20 protein-coding genes are annotated in these 19890 nt (G+C 70.5%); 15 read left to right on the top strand and 5 right to left on the bottom strand.

The features are described from left to right. Nucleotides 1-124: 124 nt before the first annotated feature. The 3 genes from JIX55_RS45370 to JIX55_RS45380 all read left to right on the top strand — a co-directional run bounded on the left by JIX55_RS45370 (nt 125) and on the right by JIX55_RS45380 (nt 3853). The gene (locus JIX55_RS45370) at nt 125-1126 is read left to right on the top strand and encodes a glycoside hydrolase family 43 protein (RefSeq protein ID WP_257569709.1); all 1002 of its coding nucleotides are present in this window, start codon (nt 125-127) and stop codon (nt 1124-1126) included. Between the two features lie 176 nt (nt 1127-1302). Next, nucleotides 1303-2337 carry a sulfotransferase gene (locus tag JIX55_RS45375; RefSeq protein ID WP_257569052.1) on the top strand — a complete coding sequence of 345 codons (1035 nt, stop codon included), beginning with the start codon at nt 1303-1305 and terminating at the stop codon, nt 2335-2337. Nucleotides 2338-2677: 340 nt separating this feature from the next. Further along, nucleotides 2678-3853, top strand: a complete 1176-nt coding sequence (locus JIX55_RS45380) for an ATP-binding protein (RefSeq protein ID WP_257569053.1) — start codon at nt 2678-2680, stop codon at nt 3851-3853. A 96-nt stretch (nt 3854-3949) separates the two neighbouring features. On the opposite strand, the gene JIX55_RS45385 is transcribed toward JIX55_RS45380, so the two are convergent. The 5 genes from JIX55_RS45385 to JIX55_RS45400 all read right to left on the bottom strand — a co-directional run bounded on the left by JIX55_RS45385 (nt 3950) and on the right by JIX55_RS45400 (nt 7798). Then, nucleotides 3950-4237 (bottom strand): DUF5958 family protein, encoded by a 288-nt coding sequence (locus JIX55_RS45385; RefSeq protein WP_257569710.1) that lies wholly within the window; start codon nt 4235-4237, stop codon nt 3950-3952. A 391-nt stretch (nt 4238-4628) separates the two neighbouring features. Beyond that, nucleotides 4629-4919, bottom strand: a complete 291-nt coding sequence (locus JIX55_RS45390) for a hypothetical protein (protein ID WP_257569054.1) — start codon at nt 4917-4919, stop codon at nt 4629-4631. An 894-nt stretch (nt 4920-5813) separates the two neighbouring features. Beyond that, complete coding sequence (locus JIX55_RS51060; RefSeq protein ID WP_306820138.1) at nt 5814-6113, bottom strand: peptidoglycan-binding domain-containing protein; 300 nt, start codon at nt 6111-6113, stop codon at nt 5814-5816. A gap of 96 nt (nt 6114-6209) precedes the next feature. Next, complete coding sequence (locus tag JIX55_RS51675) at nt 6210-6380, bottom strand: peptidoglycan-binding domain-containing protein (RefSeq protein ID WP_443046676.1); 171 nt, start codon at nt 6378-6380, stop codon at nt 6210-6212. A gap of 602 nt (nt 6381-6982) precedes the next feature. Then, nucleotides 6983-7798, bottom strand: a complete 816-nt coding sequence (locus tag JIX55_RS45400) for an SAM-dependent methyltransferase (protein WP_257569055.1) — start codon at nt 7796-7798, stop codon at nt 6983-6985. Between the two features lie 493 nt (nt 7799-8291). Between JIX55_RS45400 and JIX55_RS45405 the strand changes: the two genes are divergently transcribed. The 12 genes from JIX55_RS45405 (at nt 8292) to JIX55_RS45460 (ending at nt 19789) form a co-directional block, all read left to right on the top strand. Then, entirely contained in the window at nt 8292-8636 is a 345-nt protein-coding gene (locus tag JIX55_RS45405; protein ID WP_257569056.1) for a hypothetical protein, read from the top strand. Nucleotides 8637-9184: 548 nt separating this feature from the next. After that, nucleotides 9185-9970 (top strand): DUF5995 family protein, encoded by a 786-nt coding sequence (locus tag JIX55_RS45410; RefSeq protein WP_257569057.1) that lies wholly within the window; start codon nt 9185-9187, stop codon nt 9968-9970. Between the two features lie 288 nt (nt 9971-10258). Then, nucleotides 10259-10819 (top strand): RNA polymerase sigma factor, encoded by a 561-nt coding sequence (locus tag JIX55_RS45415; protein ID WP_257569058.1) that lies wholly within the window; start codon nt 10259-10261, stop codon nt 10817-10819. Then, entirely contained in the window at nt 10816-11652 is an 837-nt protein-coding gene (locus JIX55_RS45420) for a zf-HC2 domain-containing protein (protein WP_257569059.1), read from the top strand. Before JIX55_RS45415 ends, JIX55_RS45420 begins: the two co-directional genes overlap by 4 nt. Continuing rightward, nucleotides 11649-12482 carry an ABC transporter ATP-binding protein gene (locus JIX55_RS45425; protein ID WP_257569060.1) on the top strand — a complete coding sequence of 278 codons (834 nt, stop codon included), beginning with the start codon at nt 11649-11651 and terminating at the stop codon, nt 12480-12482. Before JIX55_RS45420 ends, JIX55_RS45425 begins: the two co-directional genes overlap by 4 nt. Further along, a complete protein-coding gene (locus JIX55_RS45430; protein ID WP_257569061.1) occupies nt 12479-13858 on the top strand; it encodes a hypothetical protein in 1380 nt (459 codons plus the stop codon). The genes JIX55_RS45425 and JIX55_RS45430 overlap by 4 nt, the downstream gene beginning before the upstream one ends. After that, nucleotides 13855-14430, top strand: coding sequence for a hypothetical protein (locus JIX55_RS45435; protein ID WP_257569062.1), 576 nt, complete (start codon nt 13855-13857; stop codon nt 14428-14430). The genes JIX55_RS45430 and JIX55_RS45435 overlap by 4 nt, the downstream gene beginning before the upstream one ends. Nucleotides 14431-14622: 192 nt before the next feature. Further along, nucleotides 14623-16197, top strand: a complete 1575-nt coding sequence (locus tag JIX55_RS45440) for a TIGR03086 family metal-binding protein (protein ID WP_257569063.1) — start codon at nt 14623-14625, stop codon at nt 16195-16197. Between the two features lie 180 nt (nt 16198-16377). Beyond that, on the top strand, nt 16378-16710 hold the full coding sequence (locus JIX55_RS45445; RefSeq protein ID WP_257569064.1) for a hypothetical protein: 333 nt from the start codon (nt 16378-16380) through the stop codon (nt 16708-16710). A 15-nt stretch (nt 16711-16725) separates the two neighbouring features. Then, nucleotides 16726-17763: a 3-oxoacyl-ACP synthase III family protein gene (locus JIX55_RS45450; protein WP_257569065.1), complete on the top strand. Its 1038-nt coding sequence runs from the start codon at nt 16726-16728 to the stop codon at nt 17761-17763. A 56-nt stretch (nt 17764-17819) separates the two neighbouring features. Then, on the top strand, nt 17820-18818 hold the full coding sequence (locus tag JIX55_RS45455) for a 3-oxoacyl-ACP synthase III family protein (RefSeq protein ID WP_257569066.1): 999 nt from the start codon (nt 17820-17822) through the stop codon (nt 18816-18818). Nucleotides 18819-18991: 173 nt separating this feature from the next. Further along, nucleotides 18992-19789, top strand: a complete 798-nt coding sequence (locus JIX55_RS45460; RefSeq protein WP_257569067.1) for an SDR family NAD(P)-dependent oxidoreductase — start codon at nt 18992-18994, stop codon at nt 19787-19789. Nucleotides 19790-19890: the final 101 nt, after the last annotated feature.

Below are 19890 nucleotides of genomic sequence, written 5' to 3' on the forward strand. Positions count from 1 at the left end.
ACGGCGGCCGACGGGACATCTCGTCAAGCATCGGGCAGGACCCGGGGCGAGGATCCGTCGACCGCGTCGACGTTTTGTCGGTACTGCGTCAACGTATGCTCCGACCGTGGCCGAGACCGAATTCATGCGGCTTCCCGACATGCCGCTGCACGACCCGTTCATCGTCGCCGACGTCGAGACCCGCTCCTACTACCTCTATACGTCCAATGACCCCTCCGTGTCGGGCGTGGACGGAACCGGCACCATGGTCTACCGCAGCCATGACCTTCGTGACTGGACGCGTCCCGTCGTGGTCTTCCTGACCGCCGAACAACCGGGGATCTGGGCGACCGACGGCGCGTGGGCGCCGGAGGTCCACGCGTGGGGCGGCAAGTACCACCTGTTCACCACCCTGCACAACGAGGGCAGACCCCTGCCGGTGCCCCCGCCCAATCGATGGGGCACGCCGTTCCGGATCCCGAACCACATGCGCGGCACCATCACCGCCGTATCCGACTCGCTGCTGGGCCCCTTCACGGTCGTGGACCGCTCACGCCCCACCCCGCCCGAGAACCTCATGACGCTCGACGGCACGCTGTACGTCGACCCGTCCGGACAGCCCTGGATGGTCTACGCGCACGAGTGGCTGCAGACCATCGACGGAACCATGGAAGCGATCCGCCTGGCCCCGGACCTGTGCCGGACGCTCGGAGATCCGCTCTTCCTGTTCAAGGGCTCGGACGCGCCCTGGCTCAGCGAGCAGATCCCCGGCGGCGCACCGCATCAGCTCCCGCCCTACATCACCGACGGTCCGCAACTGCACCGTGCCCCTGACGGGTCACTTCTCATGCTGTGGTCGACGTACGAGAAGAACCTCATCGGCAAGGACGGCACGATCAGCGGCGGATATGTGCAGACCTACGCCGTCTCGGAGTCCGGCGACATCACGGGGCCGTGGCGACAGCGACGGCCGCTGGTCCGGGACGACAGCGGCCACGGCATGCTGTTCACCACCTTCGACGGCCGCCTGATGATGATCCTGCACCGCCCGTTCGACGACGCGCGGGGCAAGCTGTACGAGATGCGGCTGCACGGCCACGAGTTGGGCGTACTGCGTCAGCGCACCGATCTCGACGGCGGCGGATGACCACGGCCCGACGAGCGGGCGTTTCGGCGAGGGTGACGGCTCCGGCTCGCGGTGGGACGCCTGCCCGGCGTGACGGGTACGGGTACGGGTGCGCAACCTGGCGGGTCGGGCAGAGTGGGACCGTACGCGCGGTGAATGCCATGGACGGCACCGGTCGCACCATTCGAAAGGGGATCATGCGTTCTCTGACCTTCGTCTTCGGTACGGGGCGCAGCGGCTCGACGGCGCTGTCACGCATCCTCAACGCCCACCCGGACGTGCTGAGCCTGAACGAGTTCATGGCCTCGGTGGGCGACGCGGCCTTCCCCGCGGGGAAGGTGGACGGCGAGGAGTTCTGGCAGGCCCTCTTCCGGCCCGCGCCGCATTTCGAGCGGATGATCCGCAGCGGGCTGCCGCTTCCGGAGTTCCTCCACACCCGCCGCCCCGGCAGGTACTCGGCGCAGACCACGGGCATCCCCGCGCTCTCCCTGATGGTGCTGCCCCACCTCACCGACGACCCGGACGGACTCCTCGACGAGCTCGGCGCAGCGGTGCTCCGATGGCCGGAGCGCACCGCCGCCGAGCACCACCGGGCCCTGTTCGGCCTGCTCTGCGCCCGGTTCGGACGCACCGCCGTCGTGGAGCGCTCCGGCTACTCGACCGGCTGGGCACCGGGACTGCGGGAGGCTTTCCCGGACGCGAAGTTCGTGCACATGTTCCGCGACGGCCCGGACTGCGCCCTGTCCATGAGCCGCCATCCCGGATACCGCGCGATCTCCCTGCTCCGCGAGATCAAGACCCGCTCCGGCATCGACAGCTTCGCCGACCTGACCCCCGAGCACATCCGAGCGCTGCCCCCGGACCTGGCACCCCTGCTCGACGAACGCTTCGACCCCGCCCTCGTACGCGACCGTCACATCCCCCTGCGGACCTTCGGCGCCCTGTGGTCCGAACTCGTCACCGAGGGAACGGAGTTCCTCACCCGGCTCCCCACCGGCCGGCGCGCCACACTCGCCTACGAGAACCTCCTGGACCACCCTGCCGAAGAGCTGACCCGCCTGGCGGCGTTCATCGGCGTGGACCCCCTGCCACGGTGGCTGCACGCCGCGTCCGCCCTGCTCGACCACAGCCGGCGGGGCTCCGCCCGGAGCCTGCCCGCCGCCGAGTTGGTCGAACTGCGGGACAGCTGCGCCCCGGGCACCCATGTCCTGGAGGAGCGACCGGTCTCCTGACGCTCTCCCGCAGCCGCTTCCGCCGACACGGCGGCGTATTGGTCGGCACCGACGCCGCGTTCCACGAATCAATTCTTCCACCGCAAGGCCCGTTCGTGGCCTGCCGAAGTTGGTGGCGCATCGAATTGAGGGCCTCGAAGCGGCCGGAAAAGGGGCCGTACGCGGCCTCGGCGGTCCCGCCGGCGCACTCCCGACGCGCTTCTCGACCCCCTGGCCGACCGCATCCGCAGAGGCGTTCACCTGCTCGTCCACGCCCTCGGCACACCTGATCTGACCTGGTGTTTTCCGGGAATCCCTCTAGGCTGGTGAGGCCTGCCGGACATCATCGGAGGGGGACTTCGTGAGCGAGGACACCATCAAATACGACGCTGCCCACATCCAGGTGTTGGAGGGGTGGCGAGCCATTCGGAAGCGGCCTGGGATGTACGTCGGCTCGACCGGTGAACGCGGCTTGCATCAGCTGGTGTTCGAGGTCGTCGGCCGGGCGGTGAACGAGCTCCTGGCGGGCCACGCCGGCTCCGTCGACGTCGCCCTCACGTTTGACGGCGGCGTGCGGGTCGCCGACGACGGGCCGGGTGTCCCGGTCGAGGCCGCGGCTCACACAGGTGCGCCAGGCCTCGAAACCCTGCTGACCCGCAGCCACATCCGGACGGAGCCCGACAGCCGCCATGCCGTGGCCATCGGCCTCTTCGGTGTTGGGCCCTGTGTCACCAACGCCCTGTCGAGCCGTCTGACGGCCGAGGTCCGGCGCGAGGGAGTGCGCTGGGTGCAGGAGTACGCGCGCGGCGTCGCGCTCGCCCCGCCCACCGCCGTGGGACCGGTGGCCGAGACCGGGACCACCATCTCGTTCTGGCCCGACAGCGACATCTTCGGGACGGCGGAGTGCTCCTTCGCCGTGCTGGCCGAGTGCTTCCGGGAACTGGCCTTTCTGAACCGGGCCTTGGACATCACGCTCACCGACGAGCGGCCCCCGGGCGGGACCCGGTCGGCACGGTTCCGGTTCCCCGGCGGGGCGCGGGACTTCGTAGGCTTCCTTGATGCGGAGGCGGAACCAGGGACGTGGGTGCCCGTGCACCCGGACGTCATCGGCTTCGAACGGGAGGACCCCCGGATGGCCGGGACGGTGGAGGTGGCCCTCCGCTGGTGCGACTCCCGTGAGGAACGGGTCCGGAGCTTCGCGAACAGTCGGCCCACCCCGCACGGCGGCACGCATGCCGAGGGCTTCCGCGACGGCTTGGCGGCCGCGGTGAACGCGTATGCGCGCGAGAAGCGGCTGCTCACGGCGGTGGATCCTGATCTCGGCGCCGACCGGATCGGTCAGGGCCTGACGGCGGTCGTGTCGGTCAAGCTGGATCAGCCCGAGTTCCACGGCGCCACGAACGGCATGCTGGGCGGCACCGCCGTACGGGCCTGCGTCGCGGAGGCCGTCCGTGAACACCTCGGTACGTGGCTCGAGGAACAGCCGGAGCGGGCCGGGGCCGTCGTCGGGCGGATCGTCCAGGGCGCCCGGGGCTGAGCGGCAGCGGGCGGCTGGGAGAAGCGGCGGTTTCCGGCCGGGAAGTCGCCGTGTCGAGCACGGAATGCGAGCCGTGCGCGGCGCCTGGCCGGCGGATCAGTCGGTCGCGGACAGGTTGTGCCACCAGTGACCGCACCCGACGGAGCAGAAGCGAGCTCGGCGCCGTTCGTCGGCGATCGCGAGCACGGCGATCAGCAGCCGGAACGCCTTGCGGCGTTCGTCGGGAGAGGTGAGGTGGGCGATCTTGCCCAGTTGCTGTTCGGTTCGGCCGCGGCTGATCAGCACGGCGGGTGTGTGCGTCGGACGCAGCCCGGAACGGCGGAGGTGGGATACCTGGTGTCCGTTGTCCCCGGCTCGGTCAAGGGCGCTGACGGGCTGCTGCAGTTCGCACCGTGCGTATCAAGGTCGACGGCAAGCAGGTCGCGGACAACGACGGCGGCAAGAGCACCGAGGGCCGCAGCTACACGATCAAGTAGCCGGAGGGCAGCCAGAGACAGCCCATGAGCCAAGTCAAGGCCGTGGTGCCCCGGGCAGCCAACCCGGGGCGCCACGGCGCTTGTGTCTGGAGGTCCCGAGCCCGGTCGTCTCACCGTGTGTCCGGAGTCGGCGGCCCGGGCGGCGAAGGTCCGCCTGGGCCGGCCCCGCCCCATCGGGGCCGCCGACCGTCGGAGGGCCGTACACGGTCATGCGTCCGCCCTGCGGATCCTCGCGTCAGGCTCGGTGCCCGCGCCGGGCGACCTCGCCCCGCAGACGACGGCCCCGCCCCATGCCGGGCTCAGGCTTTGCCGACGCCTTCGGTGACGCTGTTGGCGTCGGCTGCTTCGTCCTGCGCCAGGCGAAGGAAACGCTGGATCGCTTCGGCCGACATGTCGAGCGCCTCGGACGCGGACTGCTCGTCGCCGAACACCTGCACTGCCTCTGTGACAGCCACGGCCAGTTCGGCTTCTGCCTTGCGGACCTTGACCTCGGCCTTGTCCACGGTGTCGACGACCGACAACTGGCGGCGCTGCTTCTCCTGAAGCCGCTGTTTACGGGAGAGTGTTTTGTCGGAGTTCTGCACAGTCATAACCAAGATCATAAACGGCCGAGTATGCACCCATGAAATTGCCAACTCCGCTTCCATGCGGTGGTGTTCACGGCGACGAGACTCAAAGGCAGACTGTACGGGACCAGAGACCTGGTCATGGACCGGGCCGTGCGCGCCGAGCGGCCTGCCAAGGTCCTGAAGGACCGGCCGGACGCGCCTTGCCGCCGCGCAGTTTCAGGTAGTCGTGCGCATGCCGGGAGGCAGCCCCCGAATCGCCGGGCGCAGGAACGAGGTCGGGGTGGAGGACCGGGGTGGCCGCGCTGGAAGTTGCGCAGGCGCGCGAAGTTCCCCTCGCGGACGCGGGGACACTGAACGGAACGTGCAGGTAGTCGGTGCGCTCATGGGTCGTCGGTCTCCGCCGACACCCCCTTGCCGTGGCTGACGGCAACCCCGATGGACGCGAACAGCTCCCGCGTGCCCGGGCCGAAGCCGTCGCACGAATGCGGGACGTGCCTACTCCGCCGAGCACCCTGATGAAGGTGCAGCGCGGTGCTGCGGTGACCCATCTGGAGTTGCGGGGATACCGGCTGCCGAGCCCTCCGGATCCCGGTGGCGAGGCGTGGGTCGCCCGGCGGCCGGGCCCCGCGCCGTGGATCGGCGACTGGGGCGACGGAAAGGGGTCGAGGAGGCGCTCGATGTCGCTCACGACATGTGTCACCTCTGGTCGACGGACACCTTCTGACGCGCGTCCCACCGGACAGGACAGGACAGGGCTTCGATCCAAGTGTCGTTCGTACCCGCCCTGTTCAGCGCATGAGCCCGATCGAAGTCGACCTGTCGCACCAGCCGCCATCGACCCGGAATGCCACCGCAAGCCCTCCGCCTCGCCGGAGCTGTCGGGCCGGGACTTCGCCGGAGTGCCTCCTGCTCGGGTCACTGGTGCAGGCGTGTCCAGAAGGTCGGGCCGAGGATTCCGTCGTAGGTGAGGCCTTGGTCGTTGATGAACTGGCGCACGGCCCGGTCGGTCTGTGTGTCGTAGAAGCCGGTGGTCGGAACGGTGTAGCCGCGCCGGTTGAGTAGACATTGCAGGTGAGCGATGGCGGGGCCGGAGTCGCCGATCCTGAAGCTGCTGGGGTGTGAGGGGGGCCGCCCGCTGGACAGGCATGCGGCAGGTTCGGCGTAGGCGTGCGCGTGTGTGTCGGCGGGGGGGCGCGCCGAGAGCCGGCGCCGCAGCCGGGCCGAGGGCGAGGACGGTCATGACCAGGAACAGAATGCTGAGGCCAGGGCTGGCGCGCCCTATGCGGAGATGAGGCATGACTTGGTTCCCTCCTACGTCTTGTTGCTCCTGCATCGGTTCCAGGTGACGGGGCCGATGACGCCGTCGACGCCGAGGCCGCAGGCGCTCTGGAAGTCACGGGTGGCCGCTTCGGTAGCGCACCGAAGTAGCCGTCGACGACGGTCGGCCCGACCCGGAAGCCCCGGACTTCCTGGAGGAGACACTGGGCCTCGCGCACGGCGTTGCCGGTGCTGCCGCGCCGGAGGTGGGCGGAGTTACAGCGCCGTGGTGGACGCCCTGCTGAGCGATGGGAGCGGATTCGTTTGCCGGGCCGGTGGGGAGGGGGCCGATGCGCTGATCACGGAGATCGCGGTGGTGCCGGTCAGTCACACTGCGACGACCGCTGCGGATGCAGCCGGCCTTCGGATCCCTCTCATCTGCACACTCCTGCGCTGGAGGCGGTCTGGGTAGCTCGAAGCTATGAGGCGCCCCACTCCAGCGTGAAGGGGTGTTCCGGCCTGGTCACCCAAACACCTTTCCGCCGCCGTGACCTGCACATTTTCCCGATGAACGACTACGGACACAGTCTCACCAGGGGCAACATGGAGACTGAGATGTCCGATAACGTGCATACTCCGCTCGGATGGGTCACGGGGTGGTGCGGATCCAGGCCGTCTCCAGAAGGGGCCTTACAAACCCGGGCCCGCTCAAGATGCTTCGGTCGGCCTCCGGTAGATGCAGAGCCATTCCGCGCGGGCCGTCAGCGTGTTCCGTCGGCCCGCGCATCAGGGCCAGAAGCGCGGTGGCTGTATGGCGCACAGCGGTGTCAGTGCTTCTCCGCCACAGCCCCCAACTGGGGTACGACCGTGGGCTCGTCTCCAGGATCAGGGCGCCACAGGGAGCACGAGACGAGGCCCGGCTCCAGGAGCGTGAGGCCGTTGAAGTACTGGCCGATCTCCTTGCTGCTGCGTGCGGTGACCGGCGGCTTGGCGTTGGCGTTCCAGAATTCCATGGCCTCCAGTTGGAGGGCGCCGCCGAGTTCGGGCTCGGTGGTGGGGTGGGTCAGTACGAGGAAGCTGCCGGGGGCGAGTGGCTCCAGAAGCCGGCGCGCGATGGCCTGCGCTTCCGTGTCGTCGAGGATGAAGTTGAGGATGCCGAGCAGCATCAGTGCGACGGGCTTGGTGAAGTCGAGTGTCTCGCCGGCGATGCGCAGGATGGTGTCGGGGTCGTGCGCGTCGGCGTCGATGTAGGCCGTGGCGCCGTCCTTGGTGCTGGTCAGCCGGGCGCGGGCGTGCGCGAGAACGACAGGGTCGTTGTCGACGTACACGATCCTCGACGCGGGCGCGATGCGCTGGGCGATCTCGTGGGTGTTCTCCAGAGCGGGCAGGCCGGTGCCGATGTCGAGGAACTGGCGTATCCCTCGCTCCTCGGCCAGGTGACGCACGGCGCGAATGAGGAACTGCCGGTCGGCGAACGCGATGTCACGGATGATGGGAATCATGCCGGCGACGTGATCACCGACCTGCTGGTCGACCTCGTAGTTGCCCTTGCCGCCCTGCCAGTAGTTCCAGACGCGGGCGTTGTGCGCCGTGCCGGTATCGGGTCGCTTCTGTGGGGTGTCGGCGGCCTGGTTCTCGCTCACGTCTTCCTCTCCTCGCACGCCCACGTTCCGATGCCTGGCGGGCAGTTGAGGCCCGCTGCGGCGTGACGTGGCGATATTGTGTCGCTGTCGTTCCCCTCGCGTCCGGAGAATCGGCCGAGCAGGTCTGCTTCCAACGGCCGAGCAACTAGGGACAGTCCAGAGCATCCACCGATCCCGCGATACGCCTGCGGGCCGTGGCCGTGGCCGGGCCGGACAGGTCACCACTGGTCATGCCGGACAACTGCCCTGTATCGATGGGGCGTTGGCGGGGCCAGACATGGATCGTCCGGCGAACGCGCGGGCTCAGCCCGCTGAACGGGGGCTATCCAGGAGGGGCCGGCGCCGTGATCACACCAGCCACCAGCGAGATCGTCACATGGCAAGACCACTTGCGAGGCGGCGGCTCATGGAGCACATGGCAGAGTCATCCTGCGGGATGCTGCCGGGCGGGGTGCATCCTCGTTCGGTCCGGTCGCCGGGGCAGGGAGGACTCATGAGCGGGAACGATCCGCACATCCATGTTGAGGCGAAGGTGGTCCATGGTGATGCCGCTGTCCGCAACATGGTGGCATCCACGTTCGGTCTGGCCGGCGACCTGCCGAGCCTCGTCGCTACTGGATGCGGGCTGCGGGTGCCGTATGCGATGACCTCTCCGCGTCCGGATCGTGTCACCTGCCTCGCCTGCCGTGAGCACGCGCGGCGCGAGCACCTACGCTTCGCGGAGGAGGTCGAACACTTGAGCCGCATGCCGGGATCGACCATCAGCCCTGCCCAGGGAAAGTCGGCCGCAGACAGGCATCGCGGCCTCGCGCAGAGGTTTTCTGACGCGGAGGGCTGACTCTGTACGTGGGAGCGACGGCAGACACCACGCGATACGCGGCGTAGCCCCTGCACGAACTACCGGTAGGACCGGATGAGCCGGCCAGGGCCAGACCGATCGCACCCATGGCCTGCCGCGGCCGCTCGGTGATCCCGGCCGTGGCGGCGGCTCAGCCCCGGGACCTGCTCGACGAACGTCCGCCGCCTGCAGCTGCGGCCGTGCTGAGGAACCGGCCGACTCTCAAAGCGAGTTGGGCTCTCCGGCCGGCTGTGGGCAGATCGGCCGGCAGTGGGCAGGTCGGCTGGAACCGCAGGGAGGAACGGTGAACCCGCTCCGTCCTGGGCGCAGTCCGGGCAGGCAGCCCCGGGCGGCGCCACGCGCGGTCCCGTTCCCCGGTGTGTGCCGTGGCCGTGGCCGTGACGGGGAGACGAGCGGGGCTCGCGTTCCGGTTCCTGTAGGGCGGGGTCCCTCCCCGGTGTGCGGTGGTAGGACGGGGGCTGTGATCGGCACTGCGGACAGCAGCCGGAGTGCGGGCCGAACCAGGGGAACGTAAGAGGGAGTTGGGCATGGCGGCAGACAACATCGACGATGTCGTGGACGGGCTGGCCGGGATCGTGCGGGAGGCCGGCCGCGCCGGTGACCGGGTCGGGTACTTCGCGGCGCTGTACCGACAGGTGACCGTTGAGGTCCGCACGGCCATTCACGGTGGGCTGTTCGACGACGGCGCCCGAATGGACCGTTTCGACACGTTCTTCGGCAACCGCTACTTCGACGCGTACGACGCCTGGCGGCGTGACCGGAGCGGGCCGCGTTGTTGGCGCGAGGCGTTCGGGCTGCTCGACGACGACGACGCCGTCATCGTCCAGCACCTGATACAAGGCGTGAACGCGCACATCAACCTCGACCTGGCCGTCGCCGCCGCGCGGACCAGCCCGGGCGAGGCCATCCACGCGATGCGGCGCGACTTTCTGCTGATCAACGACATCCTTGCGCGGGTGGCGCTGGCGGTGCAGGACTCGGTCGGCGCCCTGTCGCCACTCATGTCGCTGCTGGATCAGGTCGGAGCCCGCACCGACGAGCGGATCCTCGACTTCAGTGTCCGTCAGTCCCGCGAGGAGGCGTGGTACAACGCCGTCCTGCTTGCCGGCCAGAACGAAGAGGAGCGCGAGGCCACCATCGAGCGGCTCGACATCCGGGCCGCCGTGCTCGCACGGTTGACAGCGCGACCGGGCGGCCTCGTCCGGCCGGCCCTGCAGCTGATCCGGAGCACCGAGAGTGATGACGTGCCGGCCGTCATCACTCATCTGGACAACGCCATGGAGCGACCCTCCGCCCGGCAGCAGACGGGGTGAGGCGCGGCGGATCGACCGTCCGGCATCTCGCTGGAGCCGACGCCGAGCACCTGCTCACCTAGCTTGAGAACGAGCCTCGGCTGTCGCTCGACGAAGCGATTCAGCAGGTCCATGTGAGGACGATTCCCATGCCGACGCCCCGGGCGAGCGCGGATCCCCGCGGCGTCGGCGGTCACGTGCGGGGCCCGACGCGTCCGGGAGGGCGCTGGTGAGCCCGTTGCCCGGGGCATAGTGACGGGGATCACAGCGAGGTGAAAACCTGCCGCCCGGGCCCGGCGTCTAGCGGGTGTGAGATCAGTGAGGAAGGCACCGGGCGAGTTGGACGAGGAGCGTCTCGTCCGGCTGGTGGCCAGGGGTGACCGCGCGGCGTTCGAGGAGTTGTACCGGCGCACCGCGCCGTGGCTGGCGGTGCGTCTGCGGCGCCGCTGCGCCGACGAGCAGATCGTCGCCGAGGTCATGCAGGAGACGTATCTGGCGGTGTGGCGTGCGGCGGGCGCGTTCGCCGGGGCCGCGGTCGGAGGGACCGCCGTCGGCTGGCTGTGGACGATCGCGGCACGCCGTCTCGTCGACGCGTTCCGCCGCAGGGCCCACCACGCGGAGCCGCCGCCCGCGGCGGCCGCACAGCCCATGGCACCCGCTGCCGAGGACGAGGCGCTCGCGGCGACCGTCGGCGGTGACGTCGGGGACGCGCTGCGGCGTCTCGCGCCCGAACTCAGACAGGTACTGCAGGCCATGGTGCTCGACGGGCTGTCCGTCCGGGAGACCGCTGTCCTGCTCGGCGTGCCCGAGGGCACGGTCAAGACCCGTGCCCGCCGGGCCCGGACCGAGATGCGGAGGGCCCTGGCATGAGCGTGGAACACGCGTCGACGCGGCTCATCGACGGTTACGCACGGGGCGACACGGACATCGCCGCCGACGAGATGTGGGCCCTGGAGGCCCATCTGGAGGTGTGCCGCGTCTGCCGAGACCGGCTGTCGGCCGCCACTACCGCGAGCGCGCCCGCCGTGGCGGCGTTGGTCGGCACCGTCTGGTCCGACCTCGAACCCCGGCTGGCCGCCACCGCCACGATGCCCCGCCGCCGGCGCTGGTCGGCACGGCTGTCGAAATGGCTGACGCCCACGATGGTGCCGTGGCTGGCCATGGTCATGAGCGTGACACTGCTCGCGCTGCTGCTCGACCTGGCCGACACCGGCACGGGTTACGGCACCGGTCCCGGCCGGGTGTCGCTGGTGCTGCTGCTCGCCCCGGTCCTGCCCGTGCTCGGCGTCGCGGCGTCGTGGTCGCGCGGCATGGACCCGGCGTACGAGCTGACGGCCTCCGTGCCCAGGGCCGGGCTTCCCCTGGTGCTGCGGCGCACCGCGTCCGTGCTCGCCGTCGTCGTCCCCGCGCTGCTGGCGGGCGGATGGGTGACGGGGGTGACGGCCGCGCAGTGGCTGCTTCCCTGTCTGGCGTTCACCTCGACGACCCTGGCCCTCGGCGGAGTCGTCGGCGTGACCCGTGCCGCCGTCGCGCTGGTCGCGGTGTGGGCCGCCGTGGTCGTGGCGCCGACCCTGGCCACCAGCCGTACGCCCTTCGCCCTGCAGACGGACGGTCTGCCCGTGTGGGGGCTGATCCTCACCCTCGGCATCGGTGTCGTGATCGCCCGCAGGGGCGCGTACGCCGTGCTGGGAGCCCATCGATGACCAACGGGAAGGAACACCACTTGATGTCCGCGGTGAGCGCGGCCGACCTCGCGCCGACGCCCTACGCCTGGGAGATCCGGGCCACGGGGCTGAAGGTGAGGGTCGGTCGGAAACGGATGGCCGTCGACGGGCTCGACCTGTCGCTGGGCACCGGCGTGCACGGCCTGCTCGGACCCAACGGGGCCGGCAAGACCACCCTCATCCGGGCGCTGGCCACTGTGCTGCGCCCCGCCGAGGGCACCCTGGAACTGCTCGGCGAATCCGCGGGAGGCCTGGGCGAACACCGGGCGGTGCGCCGCCGGATCGGCTATCTGCCGCAGGAGTTCGGCTACTACAAGCGCTTCACGGTGCGCGAGTTCGTCGAGTACATGGCGTGGCTGAAGGAGGTTCCCAAGGCGGACATCCCCGCGGCGGTGCAGCGAGCGGTCGAGCGGGTCGGCCTGGCTGACCGCGCCGACGAGCGGATGAAGGCCCTGTCGGGCGGCATGGTGCGGCGCGTCGGGATCGCGCAGGCCATCGTCAACGATCCGGCGATCCTGCTCCTCGACGAGCCGACGGTCGGCCTGGACCCGGCCCAACGGCTGCGCTTCCGCGAGCTGTTGCAGGAGCTGGGCACGGACACCTGTGTGGTCGTCTCGACCCATCTGGTGGAGGATGTCGCCGTCGCCTGTACCGACGTGGTGCTCTTCGCCGAGGGCCGGCTGGTCTTCCAGGGCACCCCGGACGAGCTGGCCGCGGCGGGCGGACCCGAGTACGTGGGCGACAGCCCGCTGGAGCGGGGCTACTCGGCGCTGCTGCTCAACCCCGAGCAGGCAAGGGGGAGCTGGTGAACGTCCGAGTCCTGCGCATCGAGACGAGGCGCTCCGTCGCCCTGTGGGCGTCCGTCGTGCTCCTGGCGGCCGCGGTGGCGTTCCTCTGTCTGTTGTCCGGAGCGTGGTCGAGGGGCACCGCGCAGTGGACGGCCCAGTGGACGTCCATGGCCCTGTGGACCCGCGGCCTGCTGGTCTTCCTGTGGCCGCTCGCCGTGGCGCTCGGGGCGCTCCAGGGTCTGCGCGACCACCGTTCGAAGATGTCCGAGCTGCTGACGAGTACGCCACGGCCCGCCCGGCACCGCGCGGCCATGTCTGCGGGCGCGACCGCGATCCCGCTGGCCTCGGCCTTCGCGCTCCTCGTCCTCCTGGGCGCGGTCCAGGTACTCGGCGACACCGCGTACACGCACCTCGGGTGGCTGCCGATCTCGCTGGTGGGGGTACTCGCCCTCGTCGCGGGCGCCGTGCTGGGCATGGGCGTCGGACGGACCCTGCCGTCCCCGCTCATCCCGCCCGTGCTGGCCGTGGCCGCCTTCGTGCTCACCAACCTCCTGCGACAGTCCACGGACTGGGCGGTGCCGACCGCCGCCGTGCCGAACCGGATCTCGCTGCTGTCACCGGCGGTGGGCGAGGTGCGCGAGATGCTCCTCACCCTCACCGCCGCCGTGCACATCGGACAGACGGTCTGGCTGCTCGGCATGGCCGCGACGGGCTTCGCCCTCCTGACCGCCGCGACCCCGCGCGCCCGGCTCCTCGCCCTGACACCCGTCCTGGCGGGCGCGGCCATCGCCCTGCTCGTCCTCCCCTCCGACCCACGCCGGACGTACGTCGTCGACGAGGCCGCCGCGGCGCAGGTGTGCGACGGCCCGGTGTGCGTGACGAAGGCGCACGAGGCACGACTCGCCGAACTCGCGGGTCCCGGGAAGAAGGCGCTGCGTATCCTGCACGACGTCCTGGGCGGCCAGGCACCGGTCTCGGTCCGGGAGAGCACCGCCCTGCGGGGGATCCTCGACTCGCCGGAACGGTCCCGCACGGCCGTGCTCGTCGACTTCGACGACAGCGTGATCGCCGACGCGAAGGGCGAGGAACTGACCCGGGCCCTGCTCGCCCAGGGCATGGCGCCGCTCTGCTTCGCCCGCAGCGCCGCCGAGAGCGGCACGCTCGGCGAGACCGCCGCGCAGGGCGTGGCGGCGGCCTGGGTCCTGGGGGACCTCAAACCGTTCAGCGGCACCATGCACACGTCGAGTGAACAGCTCGAGACGGCCCGCCCGGTGTGGACGGAACTCAAGGCGCTGCCATGGTCCGAACAGGTCGCACGGATCAAGGCGGCACACGCCGCCGCCGTCTCCTGCGAGGGCTACCCGCTCGACATACTGGACGGCGGTACGTCCCGGTGAGATGGCTGACGCTGTACGCGCGCTCCCGGCAGGTGCCCGCCTCGCTCGCCGCGTTGGCGATCAGCACGGTGACGGTGTGGGCACTCGCCCGAGACGGCGGCGGGGGACCGGGCGATCCGAAGGTGCCCGTGTTCGTCCTCGTCGCGGGGGTGACGGCGGCATCGATCGGGCTCGGCGGGCAGGATCTCGCGCTGGACCGCACGGCCGCGATCCGCTGGCGGCCCCGCAGAGCGGCCCACGTGCTACTCATCGGCACGGTCGTCTGCGCCGTGCTCCTCGCGGCACAGACGATGGGCGCGGACCTGGCCACCACCGCGTTCGTCGTCCGCGACAGCGCGGGGCTGATGGGCCTCGTCGCCCTCGGAGCGGTCGTGTGCGGGGCGCAGTACGCGTGGACCCTGCCCATTGCCTGGCTCTCGTTCTCCGTACTCGCCCCGCCCCCGACGGGTGTGCCGATGCAGACGGCGACCTGGATGCTGCTGCCGCCCGGCACCACGACGGCCACCTGGACGGCCGTAGCCCTCGCGGTCACCGGCACCACGGCCTACGCCCTCGCAGGTCCGAGACGGTAGCCGGTCCGGTTCACGGTGCGCGTACGGGACCGTGGGCCTCGGCCACCGTCCCGTACGGGGCACATGCCGGGTGTAGGGCCCCGCGCCCGGCCCCGCACACCCGGACGTGCCCGGGGGATCCTGTGGTACGGGCGTGGCGGAGGCTGGGCGCCTGTTGACTCTCCCTTCACGGGAGACCCGAGGGTGGGGCGTATGCACGTCGGTGAGAACACGTTCTGGAGTATCGGAGAGGTCGCGCGGAAGACCGGCCTGACGGTGAAACTGATCCGGCACTGGTCCGACATCGGAGTCATCCACCCGGCACACCGCACCCCGGCCGGCTATCGGCTGTACGGCACCGAAGCCCTGGCCCGCCTGCAGCTGGCGCAGACACTGCGAGGGCTGGGCCTGGGGCTGGCCACGATCCGGGATGTTCTGGAACGCGAGGACACCCTGGCGGAGGTGGCCGCGACCCACATCGACGCGTTGGAGACACAGATCCGCACGCTGCGGACGCGGCAGGCCGTGCTGCGTTTCGTCACCCGCCGCGACACCACTGCCGAGGGACTCACCACCATGACCGAGCTGGCGCGTATGTCCGCCGCCGAACGCCGTGCCACCATCCAGGATTTCGTCACCGAAGCCCTGGGCGAACTGAACGTTCCCACCTACCGACGGGACTTGCTGGCAGCCACCCCGGACCTCCCCGCCGACCCCACCGACGAACAGGTCGACGCCTGGCTCGAACTGGGCGAACTCATCAGGACCCCGGCTCTGCGCGACGGTCTGCGCCGCATGGCCGACTACGCCGCCGAACACCATCCCGGCGAGCACGACGCCGACGCGCTGCGGGACGCGGAGCGGGTGACGGACGACTGGCTGCGGCGAGTGAACAGGGCGATGGAGCAGGGGATCGCCCCGGACTCACCAGCGGCCGACCTCGTCGTCACCGCCATCATCGCGACGTGGATCCCCACACAGACCGCCCCGGACGGAGAGCCGCTCGTCGACGATGCCTGGGCCAGGGCTCTCCTCCTTCAACAGCTCGAAGTCGCCTCCGATACGCACATGGAGCGGTACTGGCAGCTGCTGTGCGTCATCGGTGGCCGGCCCGTGCGGCCCAGCATGGCGGCGGCCGGCCGCTGGCTGACCACGGCGCTGCGAGCGAACCCCGAACCCGGTGCACGAGCCGCGCGACTCGGCGAGATGTACGACGCCGGGGAGGACACATGGGGGCCCAACGGCGTGCTCCATGTCTGCGAAGAAGTTCTGGACGCCGTCGACAAGCTTGTCTCCGCGGTGGAGCCGGGCCAGTTCCACCGGCCCACGCCCTGCGCCGACTGGGACGTTCGCACTCTCCTCAACCATCTGGTCTGGGAAAACCTGCTGTGGGCCGGCCTGGCCGACGGCTCCCCTCGCTCCGACTTCACCGCCGACCACCTCGGAGCCGACCATGTCACGGCATTCCGTACCGCATCCCGGGCCGCACGGTCGGCCTTCGCCCGCCCCGGCATGCTCGAACAGCGATACGGCCCCGCTCCCGGACGACGGCTCGTCGAGCAGTTGGTCATCGAAATGCTGGTCCACGGCTGGGACTTGGCCAAGGCCGTCGGGCACCCCCACGACATCGTCCCGGACGTCGCCAAGGCGGCCCTTCCCGTCGTACAGGAGATCTACGGTGATCTGCCCCGCACCGCCGCGGGTTCCTTCGCCGCACCCCAGCCGGTACCCGAGGACGCCGGCCCCCTCGACCGCCTGGCCGCCTACCTGGGCCGCACCGCCACCTGACGGAAGTACCCCGGGGCATGAAGCAGAGCCTCGCGGGCCGGGCTCGAGGTGGGGTGGAGCGGAACCGGAGTGCTGACGGCGGCATCCGGGTGCGGCGGTTTCCGACCGCGCTCGAGCGATTGTCGAGGCCGGCGGCGCAGGGTGTGACCGTGCCGTCCGCCCCGAAGGAGGAAGTCCCACTTGCCGTCAGCTGCCCTCCCGGCCGCCGCCGACGCGCCGGCCGCCGCCGGCGCACGCTCCGTCGAGGAGCCGGCCACGGCCACCGGGACCCAGGCGCCCGTCCCGTACCGGGTGGCGCTCCGTGACTTCACCATCCGGACCGGCCTGCCGGCCGTATGTCAGGCCCGGACGGGCCCGGCCGGCACGGCACGCACCGGACGGACGCCCTTCGGCGGGGTCCACGGGAAGCCGACGCGGCCCCGTCCGAACGAACTCCCCGGGACCTCGGCCGCTTTCGACAAGGACACGACCGAGCTGTCCCGGCGGTTCACCGCCCGGCTCCAGTCCCCGTGAAAGGTGCACTCGACAGTGGCGAACGTCTGTGCCGGAATCCTGGCGACCGGCTCCTATCTTCCCAGCGACGTCATCAGCAACGAGGAGTTGGCGCAGCGGGTCGGCACCACCGCCGAATGGATCGAACGCAAGACCCAGATCAGGACCCGTCGCTACGCGGCACCCGACGAGGCCGCCTCAGACCTGGCCGTCCGGGCCGCCGAACGGGCACTCGCCCAAGCCGGTATCACCGCCGACCGGATCGACTGCGTCATCGTCTCCACATCCACCGGTGATTCACCGCTGCCACCCACCTCGAACCTCGTCCAGCGCGGACTGAAGGCGTACAACGCCGCGTGCCTGGACCTGAACGTGGTGTGCAGCGGATTCGTCTACGGTCTCGCGCTGGCTCGCAGCCTCATCTCCTCGTACCCGGGCAGTCATGTGCTGGTGGTGGCGGCGGAGGTCTACTCGCGGATCCTCGACTTCAGCGACCGCCGCACAGCGGTGCTGTTCGGCGACGGCGCCGGTGCGGCGGTCGTGGGCCCGGTACCGCCGCCGTACGGGTTCGTCGAATTCGACCTGTCCAGCCAGGGGGAGGGACGCAACCTGGTCAGGGTGGAGGGGGGCGGGAGCCGCAAGCCGGCTTCTCACCGGACGGTGGACGCGGGGGAGCACTACTTCCGCATGGAAGGCCGGCCGGTGCGCGACTTCGTGATGAAGGAGGTCCCGCCCACGCTGGAGCGGCTGTCGAGACGCGCGGGCATACCGTTCGGCCGGATCGACCACTTCGTACCGCACCAGGGCAACGGTGCGCTCCTGCACGCACTGGTGGAGGAGGCAGGCCTGACGCATGTCATGACCCACCGCACCGTGGAGAAGTACGGCAATGTCGGCAGTGCTTCCATTCCGGTGACGCTCGACGAGGCCAGCCGGGCGGGTCACCTCCGGGACGGGGATCTGATGATGGTCAGCGGCTTCGGCGGTGGCCTTTCCCTGGGGTCATGTCTTCTGCGCTGGGCGGTGCCGCGGAACCCGGTGCACGACGCGCCCGCTTCCGCTCCCGCCGGGTGACTGAGCGGCGCGCGAGTGCGACGTACGTCCCCCTCCCTCGAAAGGTGTGGCCGACGGTGGCCGAATACTCTGCCGGAATCCTCGCGACCGGCTCTTACGTACCCAAGGACGAGATCGACAGCGTGGAGGTCGCGCGGCGGGTCGGCGCCGCCGCCGAAGAGATCGAACACGAGACCCGGACCAGGACCCTGCGCCACGCGGCACCCGACGAGGCCGCGTCGGACCTGGCCACGCGTGCCGCCGAACGGACACTCACTCAGGCGGGCATCACCGCCGACCAGATCGACTATCTCGTCGTGTCCACCGCCACGGGTGACTCCCCCCAGCCGCCCACCTCGCACCTGGTGCAGAACGCCCTCGACGCCCATCGCGCGGTCTGCTTCGACATCAGTGTCTCCAGCAGCGGCTTCATCTACGGGCTTGAGCTGGTCCGCAGCCTGTTGCGGCTGCGCGGAGGCGGACTCGCACTGATGATCGCCACCGAGGTGTACTCGCGGTTCATCGACTTCTCCGACCACCGTACGGCCGCGCTCCTGGGAGACGGCGCCGCCGCGGCCTTGGTCGGGCCGGTGCCCTCCGGCCACGGCATCATCGGCACGGCCCTGTCCAGCCCCCGTGACGCATACGAGTCGCTGCGGATCGAGGCCGGGGGCAGTCGGGTACCGCCGTCCCACGAGTCGGTCGACGCCGGCGGTCACTACGTCACGATGGACGACCGCGGGATACGGGACTTCGTGAGGGAGTACGGACCGCCCGCACTGGCCAGGCTGGTGCGGGACGCCGGATACGGCCCGGAGCGGATCGACCACCTCATCCCGCACCAGCCTGACGGCCTCCTGCCGGACGAACTGGCCCACGCATCGGGCCTTCGGAACGCCGTGGCCCACCGCACTGTCGAGAAGTACGGCGACATCGGCAGCGCTTCCGTGCCGCTCACCCTCGACCTCGTCAACCGGGCGGGACTGCTGCGCGACGGCGATCTGGTGCTGATGGCCGGCTTCGGCAGCGGGACGTCGATCGGAGCCTCGCTGATGCGCTGGTCGGTGACGAGATGACGTATCCCGTGACGGCTGGTGCTGTGGACGACATCGAGCGGGCCGGTGTCATCGGCGGTGGTCCGACGGGCTCTGGGAGCACAGAGACGTGCGCGGGACGGGACACCGTCGCCGACGCGCCGTACGAGGAGTTCCGGATTCCATGCGTGCCATGAAGTGTGAAGGAGATGCGAATGCCTGTGACCCCCCTCGTCCGTGACTACGCGGACGCTGCCGTCGTGATCACCGGTGGCAGTACCGGAATCGGTCTCGCGAGCGCGCTTCGGTTCGTCGACGCGGGGGTACGGCGGGTCGCGCTGCTCGGCCGGAACGCCGAGCGCGGGAAGGCGGCGAGGACGGAGGTCGAGAGCCGCTGCCCGGATGCCGAGGTCGTCTTCACCCGTGTGGACGCGAACGAGGTCCATGAGGTGGAGCGAGCCGTGGAGGAGGTCCACCGCGCACTGGGCTCGATCGACGTACTGGTCAACTCCACGCCCCCGCCCTCGCCCTACAAGCCCGAGCTCCTCCACCGCACTCCGCTGGCCGATGTGGCATCCATCCTCACCACCCTGGCCGTGCCACCGATGCACATGACCCGGGCGGTGTTCCCGGTCATGCAGGAGCAGGGAGGGGGGAGCGTCATCAACATCGCGTCCGACGCCGCCAAGATCGCCACTCCGGGAGAGAGCGTCCTCGGTGCGGCCCTGGCCGCGATCGTGATGTTCTCGCGGACAGCGGCGGTCGAGGGGAAGCACAACGGGATCCGGGTGAACGCCGTGACGCCCTCTCTGGTGGCGGGTACTCCGACCACGGACCGCGTTCTCGCCGACGGATTCAGCAAGAAGATCTTCGAGAAGGCCGCGCAGCTCGCCCATCTCGGCGTGGCCGAGCCGGACGACCTCGCCTCGCTCGTCGTCTTCCTCGGCGGACCCGGCGCGGCCAGGCTGACCGGCCAGGCGATCAGCGTGACGGGCGGGATCGCCGCGGCGTGAGGCCGGTTCGACCGCCAGCACTCCGGTGCGCCAGAAGCACGTTGCCCGGGTCCCGGCCAGAACCGGGACCCGGGCGACGTACCGGGGATACAGACGCTGAC

This window comes from Streptomyces sp. DSM 40750 (assembly GCF_024612035.1).
Classification (GTDB): Bacteria; Actinomycetota; Actinomycetes; order Streptomycetales; family Streptomycetaceae; genus Streptomyces.